This window comes from Pseudomonas sp. NY8896 (assembly GCF_039634505.1).
The window spans coordinates 1183661-1207966 of record NZ_CP132350.1 but is presented as its reverse complement, the minus strand read 5'-3'; the positions used below and the strand labels follow the sequence as shown (position 1 = coordinate 1207966).

Sequence of the window (24306 nt, the reverse complement as noted above, 5' to 3'; positions counted from 1 at the left end):
ACCGTTCGAGTTTTAGCTGAAATGTTGGGGCTGCCATGCAGCTCCAACATATTGAAGAGGTACACATGGCACCCTGGCTGACAGTAGTAGGCATCGGCGAAGACGGCTTCAGTGGCCTGGGCAAACAGGCCCGGCGTGCGCTGTTGGGCGCTGCGCGGATCTTCGGCAGCCCACGCCAGCTGGCCCTGCTACCGCGCTGCGTGCCCGGCGAGCGGCTGGGCTGGCCAAGCCCGTTTTCGCTGGCCCCGGTGCTGGCCCTGCGTGGCGAGCCCGTGTGCGTACTGGCCAGCGGCGACCCGATGTTCTACGGCGTCGGTGCCAGCCTTGCACGCCAGGTACCCGCCGATGAAATGCGCGTACTGTCGATGCCCACCTCTTGCGCACTGGCCGCCGCCCGCCTGGGCTGGCCGCTGCAGGATGTGCAGGTGGTGTCTCTGGTAGCCCGCCCCCTGGCGGCGCTCAATGCTCACCTGCACAGCGGCATACGTTTGCTGGTGCTGAGCAACGACGGCGACAGCCCGGCGGCCATTGCCACGCTGCTGCGCGAGCGTGGCTACGGGCCAAGCCGCCTGCGTGTGTTCGAACACCTGGGAGGCCCGCACGAACGTGTGTTGGCCGGCACCGCCCAAGACTGGCCACACGCCGATATCGCAGCGCTCAACCTGGTGGCCATCGAATGCCTGGCCACGCCCGAAGCGCCGCGTCTGCACCGGCTGGCCGGGCTGCCGGACAGCGCCTTCCGGCATGACGGCCAACTGACCAAACGCGATGTTCGCGCCATCACCCTGGCGCGCCTGGCGCCGCAGCCCGGTGAACTGCTGTGGGACGTGGGCGCGGGCTGCGGCTCGATCGGCATCGAATGGATGCGCGCCCACCCGGCCTGCCGCGCGCTGGCCATCGAGGCCGACGAAGGCCGCCAAGGCTTCATCGAACATAACCGCGATGCATTGGGTGTACCCGGCCTGCAGCTGGTGCGCGGCAAGGCCCCAGCGGCACTGCAAGGCCTGGAACGCCCGGATGCGATCTTCATCGGCGGCGGCGTCACCCGCGAGGGTGTGCTCGACCTGTGCTGGGCCAGCCTGCGCCCCGGTGGCCGGCTGGTAGCCAACGCGGTAACCCTGCAAAGCGAACTGGCCCTGGCGTCTTTTCGCGAGCAGCACGGTGGTGAGCTGACCCGCATCCATGTCGCCCACGCCCAGCCCTTGGGTGCGTTCGACACCTGGCGCCAGGCGCTGCCGATCACCCTGCTGGATGTGGTGAAGCCCGCCGATGCGTGAAGAGACCCGCGAACAGCCCGCGCCCCTGCGCAGCGGCCTGACCACCGGCAGCTGCGCCACCGCCACCAGCCTGGCGGCCGCTCGCTTGCTGCTGAGCGGCGAAACCAGCGATGCCGTCAGCATTACCTTGCCCAAGGGCAAGGTGGTGCAGATGCGCCTGGAGTTCTGCCGATTAGCCGGCGAAAGCGCCGAAGCCGGCACACTCAAGGACGCTGGCGACGACCCGGACGTGACCCACGGCGCCCTGCTCTACAGCCAGGTGCGCTTGCTGGACGAGCCAAGCATCCGCTTTGTCGCCGGCAGCGGTGTCGGCACCGTGACCCGGCCGGGGCTGGTGCTTGCGGTGGGTGAGCCGGCCATCAACCCGGTGCCGCGCCGCATGATCAGCGAGCACCTGCAACGCCTGGCCGACGAATGCGGCTACTTCGGCGGCTTCGAGGTCACGGTCAACGTGCAGGGCGGCGAACAGCTGGCACTCAAGACCATGAACCCGCGCCTGGGCATCCTCGGCGGGCTGTCGATCCTCGGCACCAGCGGCATCGTGCGGCCGTTCTCCTGTGCGGCCTATATCGCCTCGATCCACCAAGGTATCGACGTGGCCCACACCAACGGCTACACGCATATCGCCGCCTGCACTGGCAACGCCAGCGAAGACACCATGCGCCGGGTCTACGGCCTGCCGGAAATCGCCCTGATCGAAATGGGCGACTTTGTCGGCGCGGTGCTCAAGCACCTGCGCAAGGTGCCGGTGCCGCGCCTGACCCTGTGTGGTGGTTTTGGCAAGATCAGCAAACTGGCCGCCGGGCACATGGACCTGCACAGCCGCCATTCCAGCATCGATCTGCCGCAACTGGCGGGCTGGGCCGCAGACATTGGTGCTGACGCAGCGCTGCAGGCCGCCATCATCGGCGCCAACACTAGCCAGCAAGCGCTCGCGCTGGCGCATGCGGCCGGCATTGCCCTCGGGGACGCGGTATGCGCCCACGCCCTGGCGTTCGCCCGCAGCGTGGTGCCGGCGCAGGTGCAAGTGGAAGTGTTCGCCATCGACCGCCAAGGCGGTATCGTTGGCCGGGCAGGTGTGCAATGACTGCGCGCATCCTGCTGCTGGGCGGTGTCACTGAAGCCCTGGCCATCGCTCGTCGCCTCGGCCCGCAGCATGTCTACAGCCTGGCCGGTATCGGCCGCGTACCGCAGGACCTGCAATGCCAGGTACGGGTCGGCGGCTTTGGCGGCGCCGAGGGGTTGGCCAACTACCTGCGCGAGGCGTGTATCACCCTACTGGTCGATGCCACCCACCCCTACGCTGCACAGATCAGCCGCAATGCTGCCAGCGCTGCGCGTAGCGCCGGCGTCACGTGCTGGGCCTTGCGCCGCCCGGCCTGGCAAGCGCAAGCGGGGGACGACTGGCGTGAGGTCGAGGACTGGGCGGGGCTGAGAGAGGCACTCAAGCCGTTCCGCAGGCCTCTGTTCACGCTAGGCCGCGAGCCGTTGCAACACCTGGGCGAGATTCCGCCGGAGCAGTTCTGGACTTTGCGGGCGCTGGAAGCCTGCCCAGGCAATGAGCGCTGCGAAGTGATCGGTGCACGCGGGCCGTTCCATATCGAGGATGAACGGGCATTGTTCCTGCGTCGCAGCATCGATGTGCTGATCAGCAAGAACAGCGGCAGCGTGGCGACCGAGCCAAAGCTGGAGGTAGCACGGGAGTTGGGCGTACCGGTGTTGGTACTGAAGCGGCCAGCTTTGCCGGATGTGGACCGAGCATTCGAATCACCCTCAGACCTGGCTGCAGCGCTCGACCTGTAATCTCAAACTACGTACGGCGGCGGTCCTACAACCATTTCGGATCTTTCTGGCAACTTGTCAAATGGCGCTGGATCACTGTCCTCCCTTAAACTCAACACCCCTCCCCCGCAAGGTTTCACCCATATGGAAATGCAATGGTGGATCTGGCTGGTCTTCGGCATCGCGCTGATCCTGCTCGAACTGGTCCTGCCGACGTTCTTCATCCTCTGGTTCGGCATCGGTGCCGTGTTGGTCTCGCTGATCTCGCTCGCTGCTCCCAGCCTGCAACTGGACATGCAGGTGCTGCTGTGGGTACTGCTGTCATCAGTCACCACGGCGCTCTGGTTCAAGCTGTTCCGACGCAAGCAGCCAGATGTGCGCTGGACCGCCGACAGCGTGATCGGCGAAGTGGGCCTGCTGACCGCTGGGGTGTCGGAGTTCCACAAAGGCCGTGTGCGTTTCCAGAAGCCGATTCTCGGCAACGAAGAATGGACCTGCATCGCTGACAGCGAAATCCCGGCCGGCGAACGGGTGCGCCTGACCGCCATCGAGGGGAACACCGCCCGCGTCGTCCGGGCCTGAATCCGCACAAAAAGGAATTAAAGCACCATGACCAGCCTCATCGTCGTCGGCGCCATCGCCCTGTTCGTCCTGATCACCGTGTTCAAAGGGGTGCGCATCGTGCCCCAAGGCGAGGAATGGATCGTCGAGCGCCTGGGCCGCTATCACAGCACGCTCAAACCGGGCCTGAACATTCTCATCCCGTACATGGACGTGGTCGCCTACCGCCTGCCGACCAAGGACATCATCCTCGATGTGCAACAGCAGGAAATCATCACCAGGGACAACGCCGTAATCGTCGCCAACGCCCTGTGCTTCGCCAAGGTGGTCGACCCGCAGAAAGCCTCGTATGGCGTGCAGAATTTCTCGTTCGCCGTCACCAGCCTGACGATGACCTCGCTGCGCGCCATCGTCGGCGCCATGGACCTGGACGAAGCGTTGTCCAGCCGCGAGCAGATCAAGGCCCGCCTGCGCGAGGCAATGTCCGAGCAGACCGAAGACTGGGGCGTTACCGTGCGTTCGGTGGAAATCCAGGACATCAAGCCTTCGGAAAACATGCAACTGGCCATGGAACGCCAGGCCGCCGCCGAGCGTGAGCGCAAGGCCGATGTAACCCGCGCCGAAGGTGCCAAGCAGGCAGCGATCCTTGAAGCCGAAGCACGCCTGCAGGCAGCCAGGCTGGATGCAGAGGCGCAGATCAGCCTGGCCGAGGCCTCGGCGCGGGCGATTTCGCTGGTCAAGGAAGCGGTGGGCAACGAGACCGTGCCGGCCATGTACCTGCTGGGCGAGCGCTATATCGGGGCCATGGAGAACCTGGCGGGCAGCAACAATGCCAAGGTGGTGGTGTTGCCGGCGGACCTGCAAGAGACCGTGCGCGGGTTGATGGGCCGTAACAAGGCTTGAGATTGTCGGGGGCGCTTTGCGCCCCATCGCGACACAAGGCCGCTCCTACAGGGACCGCTGCCCAACGGTACGCGGTCCTTGTGGGAGCGGCCTTGTGTCGCGATGGGCTGCGCAGCAGCCCCGTTACCCGACCACCTGCGTCACTTCACCGCACCCCGTCATTTTTACCTATACTCCGCCTTACAATACCCACCACGATTCCTGACCGGATCTCTCCATGCCCCCACGTCGGCACATTGCCTGGATAGCCTGCCTTGCAGTGCTGTTCAACCTGCTGGCCATGCCGCTGTCCTCTGCTGCGCCCAAGGGCCCGGCCGAGCAGCTGCTGTGGGGGGCTTTCTGTTCCAGCATGGCCAACAAGGCCAACGTCGATGTCCAGGCCCTGGCCAAGATCGACCTCGGCCCGCAAAGCGACGACAGCGCCAGCATGATGAATTGCTGGTGCTGCTCTGGCGCCGCGCCGCTGCTGGCCCTGCCCGGCTACCCGCCACAGTTGCACAACCCGCCGACACTGCTCGCCGGCCTGTTGCCGCCGCCTGCCAAGTACCAACCCACGCCGCGCCAACTCTGGCCTGCGCTAAACCCCCGTGCCTCTCCGCTGGCCTGAGTTCATCACGCTGTCTGCCTGAACCTGAACAGAAACGGAGATTCACCATGCTCAAGCACGCCCTCGTCATGGCCGCCCTGCTGCTGCCTGGCGCCTTTGCCAATGCCCACGAATACAGCGTGGGTGACCTGCACATTGCCCACCCCTGGTCGCTGCAGCTGCCACCCAACGCGCCCAACGTCGCCGCGTATTTCGTGGTGCACAACAATGGCCAGGCCGACGACCGCCTGCTCAGTGTCGACAGCCCCATCAGCGATGACGCGCAACTGCACGAACATGCCATGAGCGCCAGCGGCGCCATGAAGATGCAACAGGTGCCCAGCGTGGTGGTGCCTGCCGGCAAGGACCTGACCTTCGCCCCCAGCGCCTACCATGTGATGCTGATGCAGCCCAAGGACCGCAGCCTGCTCACGGATGGCAAACGCTTCCCGTTGACCCTGCATTTCGAAAAGGCCGGCGACATCACCGTCGAAGTGGCTGTGCAGAAGCAGGCGCCAGCGGACCAGCCGCAAGCCCACGAACACGCGCACTGACACCTGCTGACAGGCACTCGCCATGAGCCTGCCGCGCAACAGCATCAGCCGTACCACCCGCCCTGACCGCAGGCGCGCCGGTGGCGGATGGCTGAGCCTGTTCGCCATGTGGATGATCTTCATCGGCCCGCTGATTTCCCAGTCGATGCCGATGGACCACCACGCCGGCATGAGCATGCCAATGGACATGCCGATGGCGGCTGCCCATCAGCATGGCGGCGACAGCCATCACGGCCATGGCGGCGATGGCCAACTGCACGTGATGTGGGAAAAGTGCGGTTACTGCAGCCTGTTGTTCAATTGCCCGGCCCTGCCCCAGGCCCTCAGCCCGCTCAGTGCCGGCAGCGTAATCCCCACCAGCCATCTGCTTGCGCCAACGCACCAGGGCCATGCCCGGCAGGCTGTATTCCCCGGTGCGCGCAGCCGCGCCCCGCCTTCCTCGATCAGCGTCTGAACCCACATTTTGCGCACGGAGCCAGGAGGCTTCGCGCTAACTCATGACTGATCGACTGGAATCATTATGTCCGGCTGCACCCCTGTTTTTGCCTTGTCCCTGCGTGGGACTCTCGCCGCCGTGTGCGGCTCGCTGCTCGCGCCCGTGGCCCTGGCCGCCGACCCTGGCCATGAAGGCCATGCGCACGACGCACCCGAGCTGAGCCCGACGGTCATCACTGCCGTGGCGCCCAGTTCGCCACTGACCGTGGTCACCAACCCGAAAGACCCGCGCCAACCGGTGCCGGCCAGCGACGGCGCCGACTACCTGAAGACCATCCCAGGCTTCTCGGCGATCCGTGCCGGCGGCACCAACGGCGACCCGGTGTTGCGGGGCATGTTCGGCTCACGCCTGAACATCCTCACCAACGGCGGCCTGATGCTGGGCGCTTGCCCTAACCGCATGGACGCGCCCACCTCTTACATTTCGCCGGAAACCTACGACCGCCTGACTGTGATCAAAGGCCCGCAAAGCGTGATCTGGGGCCCCGGTGGTTCGGCAGGCACCATCCTCTTCGAGCGCGAGCCCGAGAAGTTCGGCGCCCTCGGCAGCCGCGTGAACGCCAGCCTGCTGGCCGGCTCCAACGGCCGCTTCGACAAAGTGCTGGATGCCGCCGCCGGCAACAGCCAGGCCTACGCCCGCTTCGTCGGCAACCAGTCACGCTCGGATGACTACCACGACGGCAACGACGACACCGTGCCATCGCGCTGGGAAAAGTGGAACGGCGATGTCGCCCTCGGCTGGACGCCAGACCAGGACACCCTGCTGGAGCTGACCGCCGGCAAGGGCGATGGCGAGGCCCGCTACGCCGGGCGCGGCATGGACGGCTCGCAGTTCAAGCGCGAAAGTCTGGGCCTGCGCTTTGAAAAGTCCAACCTCGGCGAGGTGCTCGACAAGGTCGAGGCACAGGTCTACTACAACTACGCCGACCATGTGATGGACAACTACAGCCTGCGCACACCGTCGGGCAGCGGCATGATGGGCATGCCGATGGTCAGCAACGTCGACCGCCGCACCCTGGGCGCACGCATCAAAGCCACCTGGCGATGGGCCGATGTGCAGCTGATCAGCGGCATCGACGCGCAAACCAACGAACATCGCCAGCGTGGCGGCATGGGTGTGGACGCACACAAGGGCCAATCCTGGACCAAGGACGCCGACTTCCACAACTACGGCGCTTTCAGCGAACTGACCTGGTATGTCAGCGGTGAAGACCGGCTGATTACCGGCGCCCGCCTGGACCGCGCCTCAGCCCGTGACTTCCGTAAAGGCAGCGCCACCGAAGGCGATACCCGCGCCGACACCCTGCCCAGCGGTTTTATCCGCTACGAGCACGACCTGGCAGCCCTCCCGGCCACCACTTACATTGGCCTCGGCCATGCCCAGCGCTTCCCTGACTACTGGGAGCTGTTCTCGCCCAAGCTGGCACCGCCTGGGGCGGCCAACGCCTTCGACGGCATCAAGCCAGAGAAGACCACCCAACTCGACTTCGGCATCCAGTACCGCACCGAACGCCTGGAGGCCTGGGCGTCGGGCTATGTCGGGCAGATCCGCGACTACATCCTGTTCGACTACCGCACCGGCATGATGGGCATGAGCACTTCCCGGGCACAGAACATCGACGCCCGCATCATGGGCGGCGAACTGGGCGCGGCCTACCTGCTGACCGAAAACTGGAAGGCCGACGCCACGCTGGCCTACGCTTGGGGCAAGAACAGCAGTGATGGCAAAGCGCTACCCCAAATGCCACCACTGGAAAGCCGTCTGGGCTTGACCTACAGCCGCGATGTGTGGAGCGTCGGCGCACTGTGGCGGCTGGTGGCGGCGCAAAACCGCATTGCCGAGAACCAAGGCAACGTGGTCGGCAAGGACTACGACAAGAGCGCCGGCTTCGGCGTGTTCTCGCTCAACGGCGCCTACAAGGTGAACAACAACCTCAAGCTCAGCGCAGGGGTCGACAACCTGTTCGACAAAACCTACGCCGAGCACTTGAACCTGGCCGGGAACGCCGGGTTCGGCTACCCGGCTACCGATCCTCAGCCGGTCAACGAGCCAGGCAGGACCTTCTGGACCAAGGTCGATTTCAGCTTCTGACAACAACAACGGGCGCAGCTTCGGTTGCGCCCATCAGCTGGTCAAACAGGAGGTTCCCATGAGAGGAACACGCAGCAATTTCTATAACCTGGCCTGGCGTTGGCACTTCTATGCGGGGCTGTTCGTGGCCCCGTTCATGATCCTGTTGGCGATCACCGGGATCATCTACCTGTTCAAGCCGCAGCTCGACCCGCTGCTGTACCGCGACTTGATGGTGGTCGAAGCCGGCCACCACCGGCAGGGCGCGGACATGATGCTGGCCGAAGTACGCCAGGCTTACCCCAAGGGCCATGTCGGCCAGTACCTGCCGCCACTGAGCGCCGAGCGCAGTGCACAGTTCGTGGTGCATGACGGCGGGCGCGAACTGAACGTTTTCGTCGACCCCTACAACGGCAAGGTCCTCGGTGAGCAGGACGGCAAGCAGAACCTGCAGGCCATCGCCCGTGCGCTGCATGGTGAACTGATGGTCGGCACGCTCGGCGACCGCCTGGTGGAACTGGCCGCCGGCTGGGGCATCGTGCTGGTGGTGTCGGGCCTGTACCTGTGGTGGCCACGCGGACGCAATGGCGCTGGCGTGCTGTGGCCCCGGTTCAGTGCGCGCGGCCGCTTGTTCTGGCGCGACCTGCATGCGGTAACTGGCTTCTGGGGTTCGGCCCTGTTGTTGCTGATGCTGGTCAGCGGCATGACCTGGACCGGCCTGTGGGGCAAGCAGTATGCCGATTTGTGGAACCGCTTCCCGGCCGCCATGTGGAACGACGTGCCCAAGTCGGACCAACAGGCGGGTGAGCTGAACAACGCACACCGCCAAACCGTGCCCTGGGCGATGGAAAACACGCCAATGCCGCAGTCTGGCGCACACGCCGAACACGCCGGCCACTCCATGATGTCAGACATGCCCGCAGCGCCTCAGGTGAGCGTGCAGCAGGTCGAGGACATCGCCACTTCGCGCCAGGTCGAGCCGGGCTACAGCATCACCCTGCCCACCACTGCCGACGGGGTGTTCACCATTGCCGTGTTCGCCGACGACCCGCGCAACGATGCTACCTTGCATGTCGATCAATACACCGGCAAGGTTCTGGCCGATGTGCGCTGGCAGGACTACAGCCCGGTCGCCCGCGCCACCGAGATGGGCGTGATGCTGCATGAAGGCAAGATGTTCGGGGCGTTCAACCAGATCGTCATACTGCTGGTGTGCCTGATGATACTGCTGGGCTCGGTGAGCGGCCTGGTGATGTGGTGGAAGCGCCGGCCAGCCGGTGGGCTGGGCGTGCCGCCGCTGCGTCATGACCTGCCGCGCTGGAAGACGGCGGTGGGGGTAATGCTGGTGCTGGGGGTGATGTTCCCGCTGGTGGGGGTATCGATGGTGGTGATGTGGGTTGTCGATAGCCTGGTGGTAAGGCGCCGTCGGATGCTGGTTCAGGCTTGAGATTGCCGGGGGCGCTTTGCGCCCCTTTCGCGACACAAGGCCGCTCCTACAGGAATGCGCGATCATTGTAGGAGCGGCCTTGTGTCGCGAAAGGGCTGCACAGCAGCCCACAGCTGCCACCCAAAAGTAGAGTCGATCTGTCGCGCCCTGAACTGGAACGCGCGTGTTAGCCTAGCCGGCTACCTCAGACAAGAAGACCGACCTTACAAGGGAATGCAGCCTATGACGCAAACCTCACCCTCAACGCCAGATGAACAGCATCTGCAGCGCAACCTGACCAACCGCCACATCCAGCTGATCGCCATCGGCGGCGCGATCGGTACCGGCCTGTTCATGGGCTCGGGCAAAACCATCAGCCTGGCCGGGCCGTCGATCATCTTCGTCTACATGATCATCGGCTTCATGCTGTTCTTCGTCATGCGCGCCATGGGCGAACTGCTGCTGTCGAACCTGAACTACAAGTCGTTCATCGACTTCTCCGCCGACCTGCTCGGCCCCTGGGCCGGCTATTTCACCGGCTGGACCTACTGGTTCTGCTGGGTGGTCACCGGCATCGCCGACGTGGTCGCCATCGCCGCCTACACACAGTTCTGGTTTCCCGACTTGCCACAGTGGATACCGGCGCTGACCTGCGTCGGGCTGCTGCTGTCGCTGAACCTGGTGACGGTGAAAATGTTCGGCGAGCTGGAATTCTGGTTCGCCCTGGTCAAGATCGTCGCCATCCTTGGCCTGGTCGCGACTGGCCTGTACATGGTGATCACCGGCTTCACCTCGCCCAGCGGGCGCACCGCACAGCTGGCCAACCTGTGGAATGACAGCGGCATGTTCCCCCATGGCCTGATGGGCTTCTTCGCCGGTTTCCAGATCGCGGTGTTCGCCTTCGTCGGCATCGAGCTGGTGGGTACCACCGCCGCCGAAGCGAAGAACCCGGAGCGCACCCTGCCGCGGGCGATCAACTCGATCCCGATCCGCATCATCGTGTTCTATGTGCTGGCGCTGATCGCGATCATGGCCGTGACCCCATGGCGCGACGTGGTGCCAGGCAAGAGCCCGTTCGTCGAACTGTTCGTGCTGGCGGGCCTGCCGGCAGCGGCGAGCATCATCAACTTCGTGGTACTGACCTCGGCGGCCTCGTCGGCCAACAGCGGCGTGTTCTCCACCAGCCGCATGCTCTACGGCCTGAGCCAGGAGGGTGATGCGCCCAAGGCCTTCGAGAAGCTGTCGAGCCGCTCGGTACCGGCCAACGGCCTGTACTTCTCCTGCACCTGCCTGCTGCTGGGCGCGGTACTGATCTACCTGGTACCGGACGTGGTCGAGGCGTTCACCCTGGTGACCACGGTGTCGGCGGTGCTGTTCATGTTCGTCTGGACGCTGATCCTGCTGTCGTACCTGAAGTACCGCAAAAACCGCGCAGCGCTGCACCAGGCGTCGAAGTACAAGATGCCCGGCGGGCGCTTCATGTGCTACGTGTGCCTGGTGTTCTTCGCCGGCATCCTGGTGCTGCTGAGCCTGGAGGCCGACACCCGCTCGGCGCTGGTAGTGACGCCGATCTGGTTCATGATTCTGGCGGTGACGTATCAGTTCGTGCGCAGCAGACGCCATCCACGCGGCGCTACGCCACAGGTGGAGCAGAGCCAGCGCTAAGCCGCCGAGGCAGTGGCTCACGATACGCGTGGGCCATTCGGTTCGACTCAGAGCTTAAGCGCGATGCTGACCCTCATCGGGCTCGCGCTACCCTCAAAGGATTTGCTGACCACTTGTAACGGCAAGATCCCGTTGTACCAACCTGCCGGCAACCCTGGATTCTGCGAGGCGTCGGCCTGCAACGACAACTCGAGTCTGGGCAGCCGCCCCTCGCAGTCGCTACCAATGGCATGCATCCCGGTCCAGGTGCAGGCAGGTCCCATCCTGCGTGAGGCGGTCATCTTGACTGTAAAAACCTTGCCATCACCGTCGTGCACCAGGCGCACCTGTAGCGGTGTACCTGCCGGTGCCTGGTCCACAACTTGAGTCGGGCCGACCTCTTCCGAGAGCGCGACAAAAGCACCTTCCCTGGAATGGATACCCTCGACAATCAGAGGCTCGTGCCCCAAAGGGCTGTAATAGAAGCCGCGCAGTCCTTCGAAGGCTGGACTGTAGTTACTGAGCCGATTGGCACTTTCACGCCACACCCTGGCCATGTCCGCTGTCGAGGGGTCGCCAAGGGCCTGGCCGTCATACATGACCTGGGGGTTCGAGTAATACGGGACATTGTTCCCACACATGAAGGTGTGCGCGCCATTGGCCGTCTGGTAACCATGGAAATAGTACTCAAGCTCACCCGTATAGCAGTGTTGGCCGCCGGCGTTATGGCCTACCTCGTGGCGAAATGCCAACGGCGCCTCGACGCCATTGATACTCGACCACTGGCGTACATGGGCGAGCCCGCCTTGGAACAGCGTTCCGGAAAAGGCGACATTGATGTCATGGAAGTAGTCTTCGCGCAGCGGCGTCATCAAGTCACGGATCGCATTCAGCCCCGCGGCATCCACCACATGGTCGGTGTCGGTGACAGTGATACCGACCAACCGCAGCTGTATACCTGGCAACTCGGAGTTGCGAAGGCCCAGGTTGGCTGTCTCCAGCTCGGCCAAGGCATACGCCACGGGGTCTCCTTCCAGCTTGGAAAGTGCCTTGGCGGTAAACAGGACCAGCGCATCGACGGTGGCCACTTGTTGTTGCCCACTGCCGATGGCCTCCGCACGCTCGGGCTTGGCATCGGGGTCGGGGGACCTGTTCATGTCGGCAGGCGACTGCTTCAGTATGCGTTTGCCTTTAGCATCGACATACAGGACACCTACCTCGTCGGGCCGGTCGATGATCGCGGTGAACGCACCTGCCGGATCCAGGACCATTACCAGCGAGCCTTTGACCAGCTGCTTGTTCCGATCGATGAGATTGCCACCCTCGACGGTGTATCCCTGGGTAGTGCGCTGCGAATGAACCAGCGCATAGTCGTATATGCCCACCGCTTCCTTGCCCGCCCTAGCCACCATCGATGTCGTTGCCTGAAGTGCATCGAAGGATGCACATCCACCCAGGGGTAGCGCTGATACGAGCACGGATAAGGAAAGGGACGGCGCTTTGACCAAGCCTGAGAAGTTCATGCTGAATGCCCGCTGGTTTGAACATGTCCCAGACACTACGCGGCACAAGCGCGCCCTGATACTGGCAAAAATATCAGGGGAACAGCCTTTGGCCGTAAAGCCAATCAAGATGAAGTGCCGAACAGCGGCTCCAATGCTGTGCACACAAACCCCTCAAGCACCAACCTGGACCTCGCCAACGCCCCATCACCTCGCACAACCCTTCTATTACGCCAGTTTCGCCACTAGGCACACCCCTTGCAACGCCCCTCCCCGCTGCCCAACACCCTAAAAGAACTCAGCGGAGAGAGCACATGAAGCGTCGCAGTCTGATCAAGGCTTTTACCCTCAGCGCATCGATTGCGGCGATGGGCCTGAGCTGGAGCATCCAGGCCGCCGAGACCATCAAGGTCGGCATCCTGCATTCGCTTTCCGGGACCATGGCCATTTCCGAGACCTCGCTCAAGGACATGGCGCTGATGACCATCGACGAAATCAACGCCAAGGGCGGTGTGAACGGCAAGATGCTCGAGCCGGTAGTGGTCGACCCAGCCTCCAACTGGCCGCTGTTCGCTGAAAAGAGCCGTCAGTTGCTGACCCAGGACAAGGTCGCCGTGGTGTTCGGCTGCTGGACCTCGGTGTCGCGCAAGTCAGTGCTGCCGGTGTTCGAAGAGCTCAACGGCCTGCTGTTCTATCCGGTGCAGTACGAAGGTGAAGAGATGTCGCCGAACGTGTTCTACACCGGCGCCGCGCCCAACCAGCAGGCGATTCCGGCCGTGGAATATTTGATGAGCGAGGACGGCGGTAGCGCCAAACGCTTCTTCCTGCTGGGCACCGACTACGTCTACCCGCGCACCACCAACAAGATTCTGCGCGCCTTCCTGCATAGCAAGGGTGTGGCCGACAAGGATATCGAAGAGGTGTACACGCCGTTCGGCCACGCCGATTACCAGACCATCGTCGCCAACATCAAGAAGTTCTCCGCCGGTGGCAAGACGGCGGTCATTTCCACGGTCAACGGCGACTCCAACGTGCCGTTCTACAAGGAGCTGGCCAACCAGGGCCTGAAGGCTACCGACGTGCCAGTGGTAGCCTTCTCGGTGGGCGAAGAGGAGCTGCGCGGCATCGACACCAAGCCACTGGTGGGCCACCTGGCGGCGTGGAACTACTTCGAATCGGTGGATAACCCGGTGAACCAGAAGTTCGTCGCCGACTGGAAGGCCTATGCCAAAGCCAAGGGCCTGCCGGGTGCCGACAAGGCCGTAACCAACGACCCGATGGAAGCCACCTATGTGGGCATCCACATGTGGGCGCAAGCAGTGGAAAAAGCCAAGTCCACCGACGTCGACAAGGTGCGTGAGGCGCTGGCCGGGCAGAGCTTCAAGGCGCCCTCGGGCTTCACCCTGACCATGGACAAGACCAACCACCACCTGCACAAGCCGGTGATGATCGGCGAGATCCAGGATGACGGGCAGTTCAGCGTGGTGTGGGAAACCGAGCAGCCGCTGCGGGCGCAGCCATGGAGCCCGTTCATCCCGGGCAACGACAAGCGCCCGGACTATGCAGTGAAAGGTAACTGAGCACTGGGGCCGCCATGCGGCCCCATCGCGAGCCAGCTCGCTCCTACAAATGAGGTGCTTCCCCTGTAGGAGCGAGCTGGCTCGCGATGTATCCACCGCCGATCTCCAGGATTACCCGCATGCTCAGACTCCTGCTCACCCTGCTCCTGCTACTGCCGCTGGCAACCCAGGCCAGCGAGGGCGAATTCCTCCTTACCGCCAAGCCCGCCGAGCAAGCCCGTCTGCTCGAAGGCTGGGCGGCGCAACCCGATGCCGCGCGCCTGCCACTGCTGAATGAACTGCGCCAAGGCCGCATCGCCGCCGATGACACCCGCAAGTTACGCCTGAACAACCGCCTGCGCGGCCTGATCGACAACGCCCTGGCCAGCCACCAGTTGCTCAGCGACAACAGCGACACCCGCCTGGCCGCCGCCCAACACCTGCAAAAAAGCGCACAACCGGCGCAGATGGCCTTCCTCGACCGGCGCTTCGCCGCCGAGCCGGACGCCGCCGTCCACGCCGCCCTGGGCCTGGCCCTGGCCAACCTGCAACTGGGCGCCAGCGAACCCGCCGTTCGCCTGGCCGCCGTGCGCCTGCTGGGTGAAACCGGCGACCCGCTGGCCCGCACCCGCCTCGAAGCGCTGCTGCAACCGGATGCGGAAGCCGATGCCGGCGTACGCACCGCCGCCGAAACCAGCCTGGCCCAGGTCAAGCGCAAGCTGCTGGTCGGCGAACTGCTCGGCCAGGCGTTCAGTGGCCTTTCGCTGGGTTCGATCCTGCTGCTGGCGGCGCTCGGCCTGGCGATCACCTTTGGCCTGCTCGGGGTGATCAACATGGCCCACGGCGAGATGCTGATGCTCGGCGCGTACAGCACCTACATGGTCCAGGTGCTGCTGCAGCGCTACGCCCCAGGCGCCATTGAGTTCTACCCGCTGATCGCCCTGCCGGTGGCCTTCGCGGTCAGTGCCGGTGTGGGCATGGCGCTGGAGCGCACGGTCATCCGCCACCTGTACGGCCGCCCACTGGAAACCCTGCTGGCTACCTGGGGCATCAGCCTGATCCTGATCCAGGCCATTCGCCTGCTGTTCGGCGCGCAGAACGTCGAGGTGAGCAACCCGGCCTGGCTGTCCGGCGGTATCCAACTGCTGCCCAACCTGGTGCTGCCGTACAACCGCCTGGTGATCATCGGTTTCGCCCTGGCCGTGGTCCTGCTCACCTGGCTGCTGCTCAACCGCACGCGGCTGGGCCTGAACGTGCGCGCAGTCACCCAGAACCGCAACATGGCGGCTTGCTGCGGGGTGTCCACCGGGCGCGTCGACATGCTCGCCTTTGGCCTGGGTTCTGGCATCGCCGGGCTCGGCGGCGTAGCCCTGAGCCAGGTCGGCAACGTCGGCCCCGATCTGGGCCAAAGCTACATCATCGACTCGTTCCTGGTGGTGGTGCTGGGTGGCGTAGGGCAACTGGCCGGCAGCCTGTGGGCCGCCTTCGGCCTTGGCATCGCCAACAAGCTGCTGGAGCCGCAGATCGGTGCCGTGCTCGGCAAGATCCTCATCCTTGCGTTGATCATTCTGTTCATCCAGAAGCGTCCGCAAGGCCTGTTCGCCCTCAAGGGACGGGTAATCGACTGATGAACCAGCCACTGCTTGTCACCGCTACGCAAAAGGCCGGGCCACGCCTGACCCTGGCCATCGGCGCCGTCGTCGTGCTGCTGCTCGTCGCCCTGCCGCTGCTCTCGCTGCTGCCGGCGGACCATGCCCTGCAGGTGTCGGCCTACACCCTGACCCTGGTCGGCAAGATCCTCTGTTACGCCATCGTCGCCCTGGCCCTGGACCTGGTCTGGGGCTATGCCGGGCTGCTGTCGCTGGGCCATGGCCTGTTCTTCGCCCTGGGCGGCTATGCCATGGGCATGTACCTGATGCGCCAGGCGGCCGGCGACGGCCTGCCGGGGTTCATGACCTTTCTTTCGTGGACCGAGCTGCCGTGGTACTGGGCCGGCACCCAGCATTTTGCCTGGGCCCTGTGCCTGGTGGTGCTGGCACCGGGGCTGCTGGCGCTGGTGTTCGGCTGGTTCGCCTTCCGCTCGCGGATCAAGGGCGTGTACTTCTCGATCATGACCCAAGCCCTGACCTTCGCCGGCATGCTGCTGTTCTTCCGCAACGAAACCGGTTTTGGCGGCAACAACGGGTTTACCAACTTCCGCACCATCCTCGGCTTCGACATTACCGCGCAAGGCACTCGCGCGGTGCTGTTCCTGCTCACGGTCGGCCTTTTGCTGGCCAGCTTGTACCTGTGCTGGCGCCTGACCCGCAGCAAGTTCGGCCGCCTGCTCACGGCGGTGCGCGATGCCGAAAACCGCATGATGTTCTGCGGCTACGACCCACGCGGCTTCAAGCTGCTGGTGTGGGTCCTGAGCGCCGTGCTGTGCGGCCTGGCCGGGGCGTTGTATGTGCCACAGGTGGGCATCATCAACCCCAGCGAAATGTCGCCGACCAACTCCATCGAAGCCGCCGTGTGGGTGGCCTTGGGCGGGCGCGGCACGCTAATCGGCCCGTTGCTCGGCGCCGGCCTGGTCAATGGCATGAAAAGCTGGTTCACCGTGGCCTTCCCGGAGTTCTGGCTGTTCTTCCTGGGCGCACTGTTCATTCTTGTCACCCTGTACCTGCCCAAGGGCGTGGTCGGCCTGTTGAAGAAAAGGAGCCAGCCATGAGAGGCGTGCCCCCGGTTCATCCGGAATTCATGTTGGAGCCGGTGTTCGACCACCTCGGCGCCGGTCGCGACGCCATCGGCCTGGGCCAAAGCCGCAAGGCTGGCCTCGACACCCGCCACGGCACGGTGCTGAGCCTTGAAGACATCAGCGTCAGCTTCGATGGTTTCAAGGCGCTCAACGCGCTGAACCTGTACATCGGTGTGGGCGAGCTGCGCTGCATCATCGGTCCCAACGGCGCCGGCAAGACTACGATGATGGACGTGATCACCGGCAAGACTCGCCCTGACACCGGCAGCGCTTTCTTTGGCGACACCCTCGACCTGACCCGCATGAGCGAATACCAGATCGCCCAGGCCGGCATTGGCCGCAAGTTCCAGAAGCCCACGGTATTCGAGGCGCTGACAGTGTTCGAAAACCTGGAGCTGGCGCTGAAGGCCGACAAGTCGGTATGGGCCAGCCTGGCAGCGCGGCTGAGCGGCGAGCAACGCCAGCGCATCGAAGAGGTGCTGAGCACCTTGCGCCTGCTGCCCCTGGCCCAGCGCCAGGCTGGCTTGCTGTCGCACGGACAGAAGCAGTTTCTGGAGATCGGCATGCTGCTGGTGCAGGAGCCGAAGTTGCTGTTGCTGGATGAACCGGTGGCGGGCATGACCGATGCCGAGACCGAGTTCACCGCCGAGTTGTTCAAGGGCCTGGCTGGCACGCATTCGTTGATGGTGGTGGAGCATGACATGGGCTTTGTCGGCAGCATCGCCGACCATGTCACGGTGCTGCACCAGGGCAGTGTGCTGGCAGAAGGGTCGCTGGAGCAGGTGCAGGCGGATGAGCGGGTGGTCGAGGTGTATCTGGGCCGATGATCAATCGAGGACATGACATGCTTAAAATCGACACCCTGCACCAGTACTACGGCGGCAGCCACATCCTGCGTGGCCTGTCTTTCGAAGCCAAGGTCGGCGAGGTTACCTGCCTGCTGGGCCGCAACGGCGTGGGCAAGACCACCCTGCTGCGCTGCCTGATGGGCCTGGTACCCGCCCGTGACGGGCGTATCGAATGGGAAGGCAAGCCCATCACCAGCCTCAAGCCCCAGCAACGGGTCCACGCTGGTATCGCCTACGTGCCCCAGGGCCGCGAGATATTCCCGCGCCTTACCGTCGAGGAAAACCTGCTGATGGGCCTGTCGCGCTTCCCCGCCCGTGAAGCCCGCGAAGTGCCGACCTTCATCTACGAGCTGTTCCCGGTGCTGGAGCAGATGAAGCAACGCCGTGGCGGCGATTTGTCTGGCGGCCAGCAGCAACAGCTGGCCATCGGCCGCGCCCTGGCCAGCCGCCCGCGCCTGCTGATTCTCGACGAGCCCACCGAAGGCATCCAACCTTCGGTGATCAAGGAAATCGGCGCCGTAATCCGCCGCCTGGCGCAGCGCGGCGACATGGCGATTCTGCTGGTGGAGCAGTTCTACGACTTTGCCGAAGAACTGGCCGACCAATACCTGGTCATGTCCCGCGGCGAAATCGTCCAGCGCGGCCGCGGTGAAAACATGCAAGCCGAAGGTGTGCGCGGGCTGGTAACCATTTAATCTGCATTCAACGACCCTGCGAGACGCTGTCATGAGTTACGAAATCCGCGATGCCCTGCCCACCGACGTGCCCGGCATCCTCGACATCTACAACGACGCCGTGCGCAACACCACGGCGATCTGGAACGAAACGCCGGTAGACCTGGCCAACCGCCAGGCCTGGTTCGAAGCGCGGGCGCAGCAGGGTTATCCGATCCTGGTCGCGGTAGATGAGACAGGCGTGCTGGGCTATGCCTCGTTTGGCGACTGGCGGCCGTTCGAGGGCTTTCGCCTGACCGTGGAGCACTCGGTGTATATCCGGGGTGACCAGCGCGGAAAAGGGCTGGGACCGGTGTTGATGGCAGCGCTGGTCGAGCGTGCGCGTGGTTGCGGCAAACATGTGATGGTGGCGGCCATCGAGAGTGGCAATGCGGCCTCGGTGCGCCTGCATGAGCGACTGGGCTTCGTGGTGACCGGGCAGATGCCGCAAGTGGGGGTGAAGTTTGGCCGCTGGCTGGATTTGACCTTCATGCAACTGGTGTTGAACCCAGGGGCCGAACCAACCTGAAATACGGCCCATTGTGGGAACGGCCTTGCGCGACGCAAGGCCGCTCCCACAGGCGCCAGCATGATCGCCTACATCTGGGTAAACCTGCCCAGCCGCTGGCGCAGCATGCTGTTCTCGCTGCGCAACTGCTGCACTTCCTGCAACAGCTCCAGCGCCAGCGCCACCCCTTCCCACTCCAGTTCCAGCTCCTGGTGCAGCTTGGCCGCACGCCTGGTCAGCAGCGGCGCCTGATCGTCGAACAACCAGTCCTCCGGCGTTCGCCCGGAAGGTTCGACAATGCCGTGCTCGACGATTTCGATCACGCAGTCCGCCGTGACATCGGCTTCCTGACACAGGGTACGCATGTCCAATTGAACGATCAGGGTGCTGCTCATGATCACTTACTCCATTGTGCCCTCGGGTTGAACGCGGCCTTTTCGGAAAGCTTGGCCCACAGTTCACGGGTAGACTCGTCAGACGTGGTCGGCATCACCACTTTGAGCTGCGCGTAAAGGTTGCCGCGCTCGCCCTGCTTGTTCGCCAGGCCCTTGCCGGGTACGCGCAGGCGCTGCCCGCTCTGGCTGTCCGGGCGGATGGTCAGGTTGATCTTGCCCTCCAGGGTCGGTACCGCCACCTTGGCGCCCAGGGCAGCCTCCCACGGTGCCAAGGGCACGGTGATGATCAGGTCATGGCCTTCGACATCGAACAGTGGGTGCGGCGCCATGCGAAGGGTCAGGAACAAGTCGCCATTGGCCCCGCCACCGCTGCCCGGTGCGCCCTGGCCCTTGAGGCGAATGCGCTCGCCGTCGGTCACCCCGGCCGGAATCTTCACGTTCAGGGTCTTGGTGGTAAAGCCGGTGCGCTGGCCCATGGCATTGGTTTGCGGCACCTGGAAGCTGATCTGCTTGGACTCCTTGCTCAGGGTTTCTTCAAGGAACACTGCCAGTTCAAGCTCCACGTCCTGCCCCCGCCTGCCTGCACTGCGTTGCTGCTGCCGAGCGCCACCGAAGGGGTTGCCGCCCCCGCGCCCACCGAAGATCGAGCTGAAGAAGTCGGAGAAATCGCCGCCTTCGAAGCCACCGCCACCGCCACGGTTTTCCCAGCCCGGTGGCGCCTGGAACGGCCGGCCATGCTGGCCGCCGTACTTGCGAATTTCATCGAACTCGGCACGTTTCTGCGCGTCGCCCAGCACTTCGTAGGCCTCGTTGGCCTCTTTGAACTTGTCCTCGGCGTCGCGCTCCTTGCTGACATCGGGGTGATACTTGCGCGCCAGCTTACGGTACGCGGCCTTGATCGCCTTGTCGTCCGCCGTGGGCTCTACGCCGAGTATCTTGTAATAGTCTTTGAAGTCCATCTGTGGATCACCAATGTGAATGTGCGTGTTGCAACAGAAGATAGGGGTCAAGCATAGCCTTTCAAGACCGCCTTGGGTTTGCCCCATGGCAGACGACTGGTCTTGATTCTGTAGCCAAGTGGCATAAACTGCGCGGCCGTTTTCGCTCCGGAAGCTGATTTCCCATGTCTGACGTATCCCCGGCCCGCGCCCTGGGCATCGATTTTGGCACCTCCAACTCCACGGTCGGCTGGCACCGCCCTGGCGTGGAGTCGCTGATTGCCCTGGAAGACGGCAAGATCACCTTGCCCTCGGTGGTGTTCTTCAATATCGAAGAGCGGCGCCCGGTGTATGGCCGCCTGGCGCTGCACGAGTACCTGGAAGGCTACGAAGGCCGCCTGATGCGCTCGCTGAAAAGCCTGCTGGGCTCGAAGCTGATCAAGCACGACACCAGCGTGCTGGGCAGCGCCCTGCCGTTCAAGGACCTGCTGGGCATGTTCATCGGCGAGCTGAAAAAACGTGCCGAAGCCGCTGCGGGCCGTGAATTCGACCAGGTGGTGCTGGGCCGCCCGGTGTTCTTCGTCGACGAAGACCCGGCCGCCGACCAGGAAGCAGAAGATACCCTTGCCGAAGTAGCGCGCAAGATCGGCTTCAAGGACGTCTCGTTCCAGTACGAGCCGATTGCCGCAGCCTTCGACTACGAGTCGAGCATCAGCCGCGAAGAGCTGGTGCTGATCGTCGACATCGGCGGTGGTACTTCGGACTTCACCCTGATCCGTCTGTCGCCCGAGCGCCACTTGGTCGCCGAACGCCAGAGCGACATCCTCGCCACCGGCGGCGTGCACATCGGCGGTACCGACTTCGACAAACAGCTGAGCCTGCAGGGCGTGATGCCGCTGTTCGGCTACGGCAGCCGCATGAAGAGCGGCGCGCTGATGCCCACCAGCTACCACCTCAACCTGGCCACATGGCACACCATCAACGCCCTGTACTCGCAGAAGTCGCAGTTGGCGCTGGGCAGCATGCGCTACGACATCGAGGACAGCTTCGGTATCGACCGCCTGTTCAAACTGATCGAGCAACGCGCCGGGCACTGGCTGGCGATGGAAGTGGAAGCCAGCAAGATCGAACTGACCGAGCACGACAGCCGCCGCATCGACCTGCGCCGCGTCGAGCCCGAGCTGACGGCAGAACTGACACGTGCGCTGTTCGAAGAGGCCATCGACGGCCTGTTGGAGCGGGTGCGCGGTAGCGTGACCGAGCTGTTGGCCAAGGCTGGCGTGAGCGAAGGGCAGGTCGACACGGTGTTCTTCACCGGGGGTTCCAGCGGAATTCCGGCGCTGCGCAACAGCGTGTCGGCGATGCTGCCGAATGCGCGGCATGTGGAAGGCAACATCTTTGGCAGCATTGGTAGCGGCCTGGCCATCGAGGCCCGCAAGCGTTACGGCGCAGCCTGAGCCATCTTGGGGCTGCTTTGCAGCCCCAGCACGCTGTCAGACCAGCTCCGCCCGCTTCAGCTCACTCTTCAGGTAGGCATAGTAGATCGGCCCTGCCACCACCCCAGGCAGCCCGAACGCCGCCTCGAACACCAGCATCGCCAACAGCAGTTCCCACGCCTTGGCACTGATCTGCCCGCCCACGATCCGCGCGTTGAGGAAATACTCGACCTTGTGGATGACGATCAGGTAACCCAGCGCTGCCGCCGCCACCCAGATCGACAGCGACAAGCCGACAATGGTGATCAGGGTGTTGGACATCAGGTTGCCGATCACCGGTAGCAGGCCCAACAGGAAGGTCAGCACGATCAGCGTCTTGGTCAACGGCAGGTGCACACCGAACAACGGCATCACCACCGCCAGGAAGATGCCGGTGAAGGCCGTGTTGAGCAGCGAAATCTTGATCTGCGCGAAGACGATGTTGCGAAACGCCTTCACCAGCAGATTGAGGCGCTCGAACAGCGCCGCCGCCAGGGGCTTGCGCCGGGAAACATCGGGAATGCGCTGCAAGGCGATGATGGCGCCGAGGATCATGCCGATCAGCAGCGTGACGAACATGTGCGCCATGCCCTTGCCCACCAGTTGCAAATCGCTCAGGTGGCTCTTGATCCAGTCGCCGATGGCGACCTTGAACTCTGCGGCACTGGCGGGCAGGTAGCCTTCGATGAAGGGTGGCAGCTGGCCGCGGGCACGCTCGACCAAGGCCATGAACTTGTCCAGCGAGGCGCCGGGGTTCTCCGCCTCGTGCAGCAAAAAGCTGAAGGCACCGGCAATCAGCAGCGTCAGGGTGCTGACCACCAGCGTGCCGAGCAGTGCCACCGCCAGCCAGCGCGCGCGTTGCCCAGCCAACAGCGGCTGCAGGCGCGGGGTCAGCATGTTGACCAGTTCGAACACCAGCAGGCCGGCCAGCAGGCTGGGCAGCAACTTCAGGGGCAAAGCCAGCAGCAGCCCGGCCATGACGATGATCAGGCTGGCCAGGGTGATCTGACGGGGGGTAAAGGTCATACAGCCTCGACGGCAGACAGCGGGAATGCCCGCAGTCTGCCAGCCTTGGCGGCGCAGGCATAGGCGCAGGTCATTTCTTCTTCAGGCAGTCGCTCATGTAGGCTTTACGCTCGTCACCCTTCAGGGCTTTGGTGGTGGCGTCGGCGTTGCAGGTTTTCATCTTCTCTTGTTGGGTTTGCGGCACATCCTTCTTCAGGCAGGTGCTCATGAAGGCTTTGCGCTCATCGCCCTTCAGGGCCTTGGTGGTGGCGTCGGCATTGCAGGTTTTCATTTTTTCCTGCTGCGCGGTATTGGCCGCGAAGCCTTGGGCGCTGAACAACACAGCCAACGCCAGCAATGGAATGTGCAGCACTTTCATGGAGTGGTCTCCTTGGCTCCGCGCCCGATGCACGGGGGTCGAGCTGAGTGTAGCCAAGAATTCTCAGCGCCCCGCCCGCGCCTGCCGGCGGTATTGCTCGGGCGTGCATTGGGCCTGGCGCTGGAACATGGCGATGAACGCCGAAGCGCTGCTGTAGCCCAGGTCGAAGGCGATGGCCTGAATCGGCAGGCCAGCTTCCAGCGCTTCGATGGCGCGCAAAAAACGCAGGCGCAAGCGCCATTCGCCAAAACTGATGCCCAATTCGCGCAGAAACTGGCGGGCCAGGGTGCGTTCGCTGACATGCACTCGGGCAGCCCAGTCGGCCAACGGGCGGTTGTCGCCAGGCTCGGCGCTGAGCGCTTCGAGCACCTGGCGCAAGCCATCGCTGTGGGCAAACGGCAGGTAGCAGGCCTGGGTGGGTGCCAGCAGCAATTGATCGAGCAGAACCTGCACCAGGCGTTGGTCGCGCGGGTCTTCGGCCACCTTGAGGTCGCGGCGGGCGAAGTCGGCGAGGATGGCCTTGAGAATGTCACTGATCATCAAGCTGCACGGTTGCCGTGGCAGCGCGGCGCACAGGCTGCGGTCGAGGTAGATGGAGCGGTAGACGATGGCCTGCGGGTTGTAGCAACCATGCGCGGTGTCGGGCGGCACCCACACGGCGTAGCTTGGCGGTGACAGGAAGCGCTGGCCGGCAACGTCCAGATGCATCACGCCGTGAGCGGTGTAGTTCAGTTGACCCCAGGCGTGGCAGTGCACGGCGCTGTGGGTGTCGGCAACGAACTCATCGTGGCGGAAGTACACCGGGGCCGGGAGCTGGGTGAACTGAGGGATGTCCAGGTATTTGCGCGGCATGCTGTCTGCTTGGCAGGGTGGGTTGTCTGGATGGAAGTATAGGCTTTTAGACAGACAGTTGATAATGGCTGCCATCGGGGCCTGCTGCGCAGGCCTTGT

General features: G+C 64.0%; 24 protein-coding genes. 18 read left to right on the top strand and 6 right to left on the bottom strand.

Annotated features, from left to right (window positions below; all coding sequences use genetic code 11):
- Nucleotides 1-65 precede the first annotated feature (65 nt).
- The 11 genes from Q9451_RS05365 to cycA all read left to right on the top strand — a co-directional run bounded on the left by Q9451_RS05365 (nt 66) and on the right by cycA (nt 11320).
- Nucleotides 66-1277 carry a bifunctional cobalt-precorrin-7 (C(5))-methyltransferase/cobalt-precorrin-6B (C(15))-methyltransferase gene (locus tag Q9451_RS05365; RefSeq protein WP_012274402.1) on the top strand — a complete coding sequence of 404 codons (1212 nt, stop codon included), beginning with the start codon at nt 66-68 and terminating at the stop codon, nt 1275-1277.
- Nucleotides 1270-2364, top strand: a complete 1095-nt coding sequence (locus Q9451_RS05360) for a cobalt-precorrin-5B (C(1))-methyltransferase (protein ID WP_012274403.1) — start codon at nt 1270-1272, stop codon at nt 2362-2364. Before Q9451_RS05365 ends, Q9451_RS05360 begins: the two co-directional genes overlap by 8 nt.
- Nucleotides 2361-3080 carry a cobalt-precorrin-6A reductase gene (locus tag Q9451_RS05355; RefSeq protein WP_012274404.1) on the top strand — a complete coding sequence of 240 codons (720 nt, stop codon included), beginning with the start codon at nt 2361-2363 and terminating at the stop codon, nt 3078-3080. Before Q9451_RS05360 ends, Q9451_RS05355 begins: the two co-directional genes overlap by 4 nt.
- A gap of 123 nt (nt 3081-3203) precedes the next feature.
- Nucleotides 3204-3641 carry an NfeD family protein gene (locus Q9451_RS05350; RefSeq protein ID WP_012274405.1) on the top strand — a complete coding sequence of 146 codons (438 nt, stop codon included), beginning with the start codon at nt 3204-3206 and terminating at the stop codon, nt 3639-3641.
- 27 nt (nt 3642-3668) lie between these two features.
- Nucleotides 3669-4523 carry an SPFH domain-containing protein gene (locus Q9451_RS05345; RefSeq protein WP_012274406.1) on the top strand — a complete coding sequence of 285 codons (855 nt, stop codon included), beginning with the start codon at nt 3669-3671 and terminating at the stop codon, nt 4521-4523.
- A 217-nt stretch (nt 4524-4740) separates the two neighbouring features.
- Complete coding sequence (locus Q9451_RS05340; RefSeq protein ID WP_012274407.1) at nt 4741-5130, top strand: DUF2946 domain-containing protein; 390 nt, start codon at nt 4741-4743, stop codon at nt 5128-5130.
- A 47-nt stretch (nt 5131-5177) separates the two neighbouring features.
- A complete protein-coding gene (locus Q9451_RS05335) occupies nt 5178-5663 on the top strand; it encodes a copper chaperone PCu(A)C (protein ID WP_012274408.1) in 486 nt (161 codons plus the stop codon).
- A 22-nt stretch (nt 5664-5685) separates the two neighbouring features.
- Entirely contained in the window at nt 5686-6117 is a 432-nt protein-coding gene (locus Q9451_RS05330; RefSeq protein ID WP_012274409.1) for a DUF2946 domain-containing protein, read from the top strand.
- Nucleotides 6118-6183: 66 nt separating this feature from the next.
- On the top strand, nt 6184-8250 hold the full coding sequence (locus Q9451_RS05325) for a TonB-dependent copper receptor (RefSeq protein WP_012274410.1): 2067 nt from the start codon (nt 6184-6186) through the stop codon (nt 8248-8250).
- A gap of 58 nt (nt 8251-8308) precedes the next feature.
- Nucleotides 8309-9676, top strand: a complete 1368-nt coding sequence (locus tag Q9451_RS05320; RefSeq protein ID WP_012274411.1) for a PepSY domain-containing protein — start codon at nt 8309-8311, stop codon at nt 9674-9676.
- Nucleotides 9677-9898: 222 nt separating this feature from the next.
- Nucleotides 9899-11320: a D-serine/D-alanine/glycine transporter gene (gene cycA, locus Q9451_RS05315; protein WP_012274412.1), complete on the top strand. Its 1422-nt coding sequence runs from the start codon at nt 9899-9901 to the stop codon at nt 11318-11320.
- 47 nt (nt 11321-11367) lie between these two features.
- On the opposite strand, the gene Q9451_RS05310 is transcribed toward cycA, so the two are convergent.
- A complete protein-coding gene (locus tag Q9451_RS05310; RefSeq protein WP_123108988.1) occupies nt 11368-12822 on the bottom strand; it encodes a M12 family metallo-peptidase in 1455 nt (484 codons plus the stop codon).
- Between the two features lie 293 nt (nt 12823-13115).
- Between Q9451_RS05310 and urtA the strand changes: the two genes are divergently transcribed.
- From urtA to Q9451_RS05280, 6 genes are all read left to right on the top strand, one after another.
- A complete protein-coding gene (gene urtA, locus Q9451_RS05305) occupies nt 13116-14381 on the top strand; it encodes an urea ABC transporter substrate-binding protein (protein WP_012274414.1) in 1266 nt (421 codons plus the stop codon).
- Nucleotides 14382-14500: 119 nt separating this feature from the next.
- Complete coding sequence (urtB, locus tag Q9451_RS05300) at nt 14501-15988, top strand: urea ABC transporter permease subunit UrtB (RefSeq protein ID WP_012274415.1); 1488 nt, start codon at nt 14501-14503, stop codon at nt 15986-15988.
- Complete coding sequence (gene urtC, locus Q9451_RS05295; RefSeq protein WP_012274416.1) at nt 15988-17067, top strand: urea ABC transporter permease subunit UrtC; 1080 nt, start codon at nt 15988-15990, stop codon at nt 17065-17067. The genes urtB and urtC overlap by 1 nt, the downstream gene beginning before the upstream one ends.
- Nucleotides 17064-17921, top strand: coding sequence for an urea ABC transporter ATP-binding protein UrtD (gene urtD / locus Q9451_RS05290; protein ID WP_012274417.1), 858 nt, complete (start codon nt 17064-17066; stop codon nt 17919-17921). The genes urtC and urtD overlap by 4 nt, the downstream gene beginning before the upstream one ends.
- A gap of 17 nt (nt 17922-17938) precedes the next feature.
- A complete protein-coding gene (gene urtE / locus Q9451_RS05285) occupies nt 17939-18637 on the top strand; it encodes an urea ABC transporter ATP-binding subunit UrtE (protein WP_012274418.1) in 699 nt (232 codons plus the stop codon).
- Nucleotides 18638-18668: 31 nt separating this feature from the next.
- The gene (locus tag Q9451_RS05280; RefSeq protein ID WP_012274419.1) at nt 18669-19184 is read left to right on the top strand and encodes a GNAT family N-acetyltransferase; all 516 of its coding nucleotides are present in this window, start codon (nt 18669-18671) and stop codon (nt 19182-19184) included.
- A 68-nt stretch (nt 19185-19252) separates the two neighbouring features.
- Here Q9451_RS05280 and Q9451_RS05275 read toward each other — a convergent pair whose 3' ends face one another.
- Nucleotides 19253-19558, bottom strand: a complete 306-nt coding sequence (locus Q9451_RS05275; protein ID WP_012274420.1) for a chaperone modulator CbpM — start codon at nt 19556-19558, stop codon at nt 19253-19255.
- 2 nt (nt 19559-19560) lie between these two features.
- Entirely contained in the window at nt 19561-20517 is a 957-nt protein-coding gene (gene cbpA / locus Q9451_RS05270) for a curved DNA-binding protein (RefSeq protein ID WP_012274421.1), read from the bottom strand.
- 164 nt (nt 20518-20681) lie between these two features.
- On the opposite strand from cbpA, the gene Q9451_RS05265 reads away from it, so the two are divergent.
- On the top strand, nt 20682-21953 hold the full coding sequence (locus Q9451_RS05265; protein WP_012274422.1) for an Hsp70 family protein: 1272 nt from the start codon (nt 20682-20684) through the stop codon (nt 21951-21953).
- Between the two features lie 36 nt (nt 21954-21989).
- Here Q9451_RS05265 and Q9451_RS05260 read toward each other — a convergent pair whose 3' ends face one another.
- From Q9451_RS05260 to Q9451_RS05250, 3 genes are all read right to left on the bottom strand, one after another.
- Nucleotides 21990-22997, bottom strand: a complete 1008-nt coding sequence (locus Q9451_RS05260; RefSeq protein WP_012274423.1) for a membrane protein — start codon at nt 22995-22997, stop codon at nt 21990-21992.
- A gap of 70 nt (nt 22998-23067) precedes the next feature.
- A complete protein-coding gene (locus Q9451_RS05255) occupies nt 23068-23355 on the bottom strand; it encodes a PsiF family protein (RefSeq protein ID WP_012274424.1) in 288 nt (95 codons plus the stop codon).
- Nucleotides 23356-23418: 63 nt separating this feature from the next.
- Entirely contained in the window at nt 23419-24207 is a 789-nt protein-coding gene (locus Q9451_RS05250; RefSeq protein ID WP_012274425.1) for a helix-turn-helix transcriptional regulator, read from the bottom strand.
- Between the last annotated feature and the right edge of the window lie 99 nt (nt 24208-24306).

Excerpts from the sequence above, each read along its gene's own strand:
- Q9451_RS05250 (WP_012274425.1), bottom strand. The coding sequence starts at position 24,207 with ATGCCGCGCAAATACCTGGACATCCCTCAGTTCACCCAGCTCCCGGCC.
- Q9451_RS05360 (WP_012274403.1), top strand. The coding sequence starts at position 1,270 with ATGCGTGAAGAGACCCGCGAACAGCCCGCGCCCCTGCGCAGCGGCCTG.
- Q9451_RS05265 (WP_012274422.1), top strand. The coding sequence starts at position 20,682 with ATGTCTGACGTATCCCCGGCCCGCGCCCTGGGCATCGATTTTGGCACC.
- urtE (WP_012274418.1), top strand. The coding sequence starts at position 17,939 with ATGCTTAAAATCGACACCCTGCACCAGTACTACGGCGGCAGCCACATC.
- urtB (WP_012274415.1), top strand. The coding sequence starts at position 14,501 with ATGCTCAGACTCCTGCTCACCCTGCTCCTGCTACTGCCGCTGGCAACC.
- Q9451_RS05275 (WP_012274420.1), bottom strand. The coding sequence starts at position 19,558 with ATGAGCAGCACCCTGATCGTTCAATTGGACATGCGTACCCTGTGTCAG.
- Q9451_RS05355 (WP_012274404.1), top strand. The coding sequence starts at position 2,361 with ATGACTGCGCGCATCCTGCTGCTGGGCGGTGTCACTGAAGCCCTGGCC.
- cbpA (WP_012274421.1), bottom strand. The coding sequence starts at position 20,517 with ATGGACTTCAAAGACTATTACAAGATACTCGGCGTAGAGCCCACGGCG.
- Q9451_RS05350 (WP_012274405.1), top strand. The coding sequence starts at position 3,204 with ATGGAAATGCAATGGTGGATCTGGCTGGTCTTCGGCATCGCGCTGATC.
- Q9451_RS05365 (WP_012274402.1), top strand. The coding sequence starts at position 66 with ATGGCACCCTGGCTGACAGTAGTAGGCATCGGCGAAGACGGCTTCAGT.
- Q9451_RS05255 (WP_012274424.1), bottom strand. The coding sequence starts at position 23,355 with ATGAAAGTGCTGCACATTCCATTGCTGGCGTTGGCTGTGTTGTTCAGC.
- Q9451_RS05345 (WP_012274406.1), top strand. The coding sequence starts at position 3,669 with ATGACCAGCCTCATCGTCGTCGGCGCCATCGCCCTGTTCGTCCTGATC.
- cycA (WP_012274412.1), top strand. The coding sequence starts at position 9,899 with ATGACGCAAACCTCACCCTCAACGCCAGATGAACAGCATCTGCAGCGC.
- Q9451_RS05335 (WP_012274408.1), top strand. The coding sequence starts at position 5,178 with ATGCTCAAGCACGCCCTCGTCATGGCCGCCCTGCTGCTGCCTGGCGCC.
- urtC (WP_012274416.1), top strand. The coding sequence starts at position 15,988 with ATGAACCAGCCACTGCTTGTCACCGCTACGCAAAAGGCCGGGCCACGC.
- urtD (WP_012274417.1), top strand. The coding sequence starts at position 17,064 with ATGAGAGGCGTGCCCCCGGTTCATCCGGAATTCATGTTGGAGCCGGTG.
- Q9451_RS05280 (WP_012274419.1), top strand. The coding sequence starts at position 18,669 with ATGAGTTACGAAATCCGCGATGCCCTGCCCACCGACGTGCCCGGCATC.
- Q9451_RS05310 (WP_123108988.1), bottom strand. The coding sequence starts at position 12,822 with ATGAACTTCTCAGGCTTGGTCAAAGCGCCGTCCCTTTCCTTATCCGTG.
- Q9451_RS05325 (WP_012274410.1), top strand. The coding sequence starts at position 6,184 with ATGTCCGGCTGCACCCCTGTTTTTGCCTTGTCCCTGCGTGGGACTCTC.
- Q9451_RS05340 (WP_012274407.1), top strand. The coding sequence starts at position 4,741 with ATGCCCCCACGTCGGCACATTGCCTGGATAGCCTGCCTTGCAGTGCTG.
- Q9451_RS05260 (WP_012274423.1), bottom strand. The coding sequence starts at position 22,997 with ATGACCTTTACCCCCCGTCAGATCACCCTGGCCAGCCTGATCATCGTC.
- urtA (WP_012274414.1), top strand. The coding sequence starts at position 13,116 with ATGAAGCGTCGCAGTCTGATCAAGGCTTTTACCCTCAGCGCATCGATT.
- Q9451_RS05320 (WP_012274411.1), top strand. The coding sequence starts at position 8,309 with ATGAGAGGAACACGCAGCAATTTCTATAACCTGGCCTGGCGTTGGCAC.
- Q9451_RS05330 (WP_012274409.1), top strand. The coding sequence starts at position 5,686 with ATGAGCCTGCCGCGCAACAGCATCAGCCGTACCACCCGCCCTGACCGC.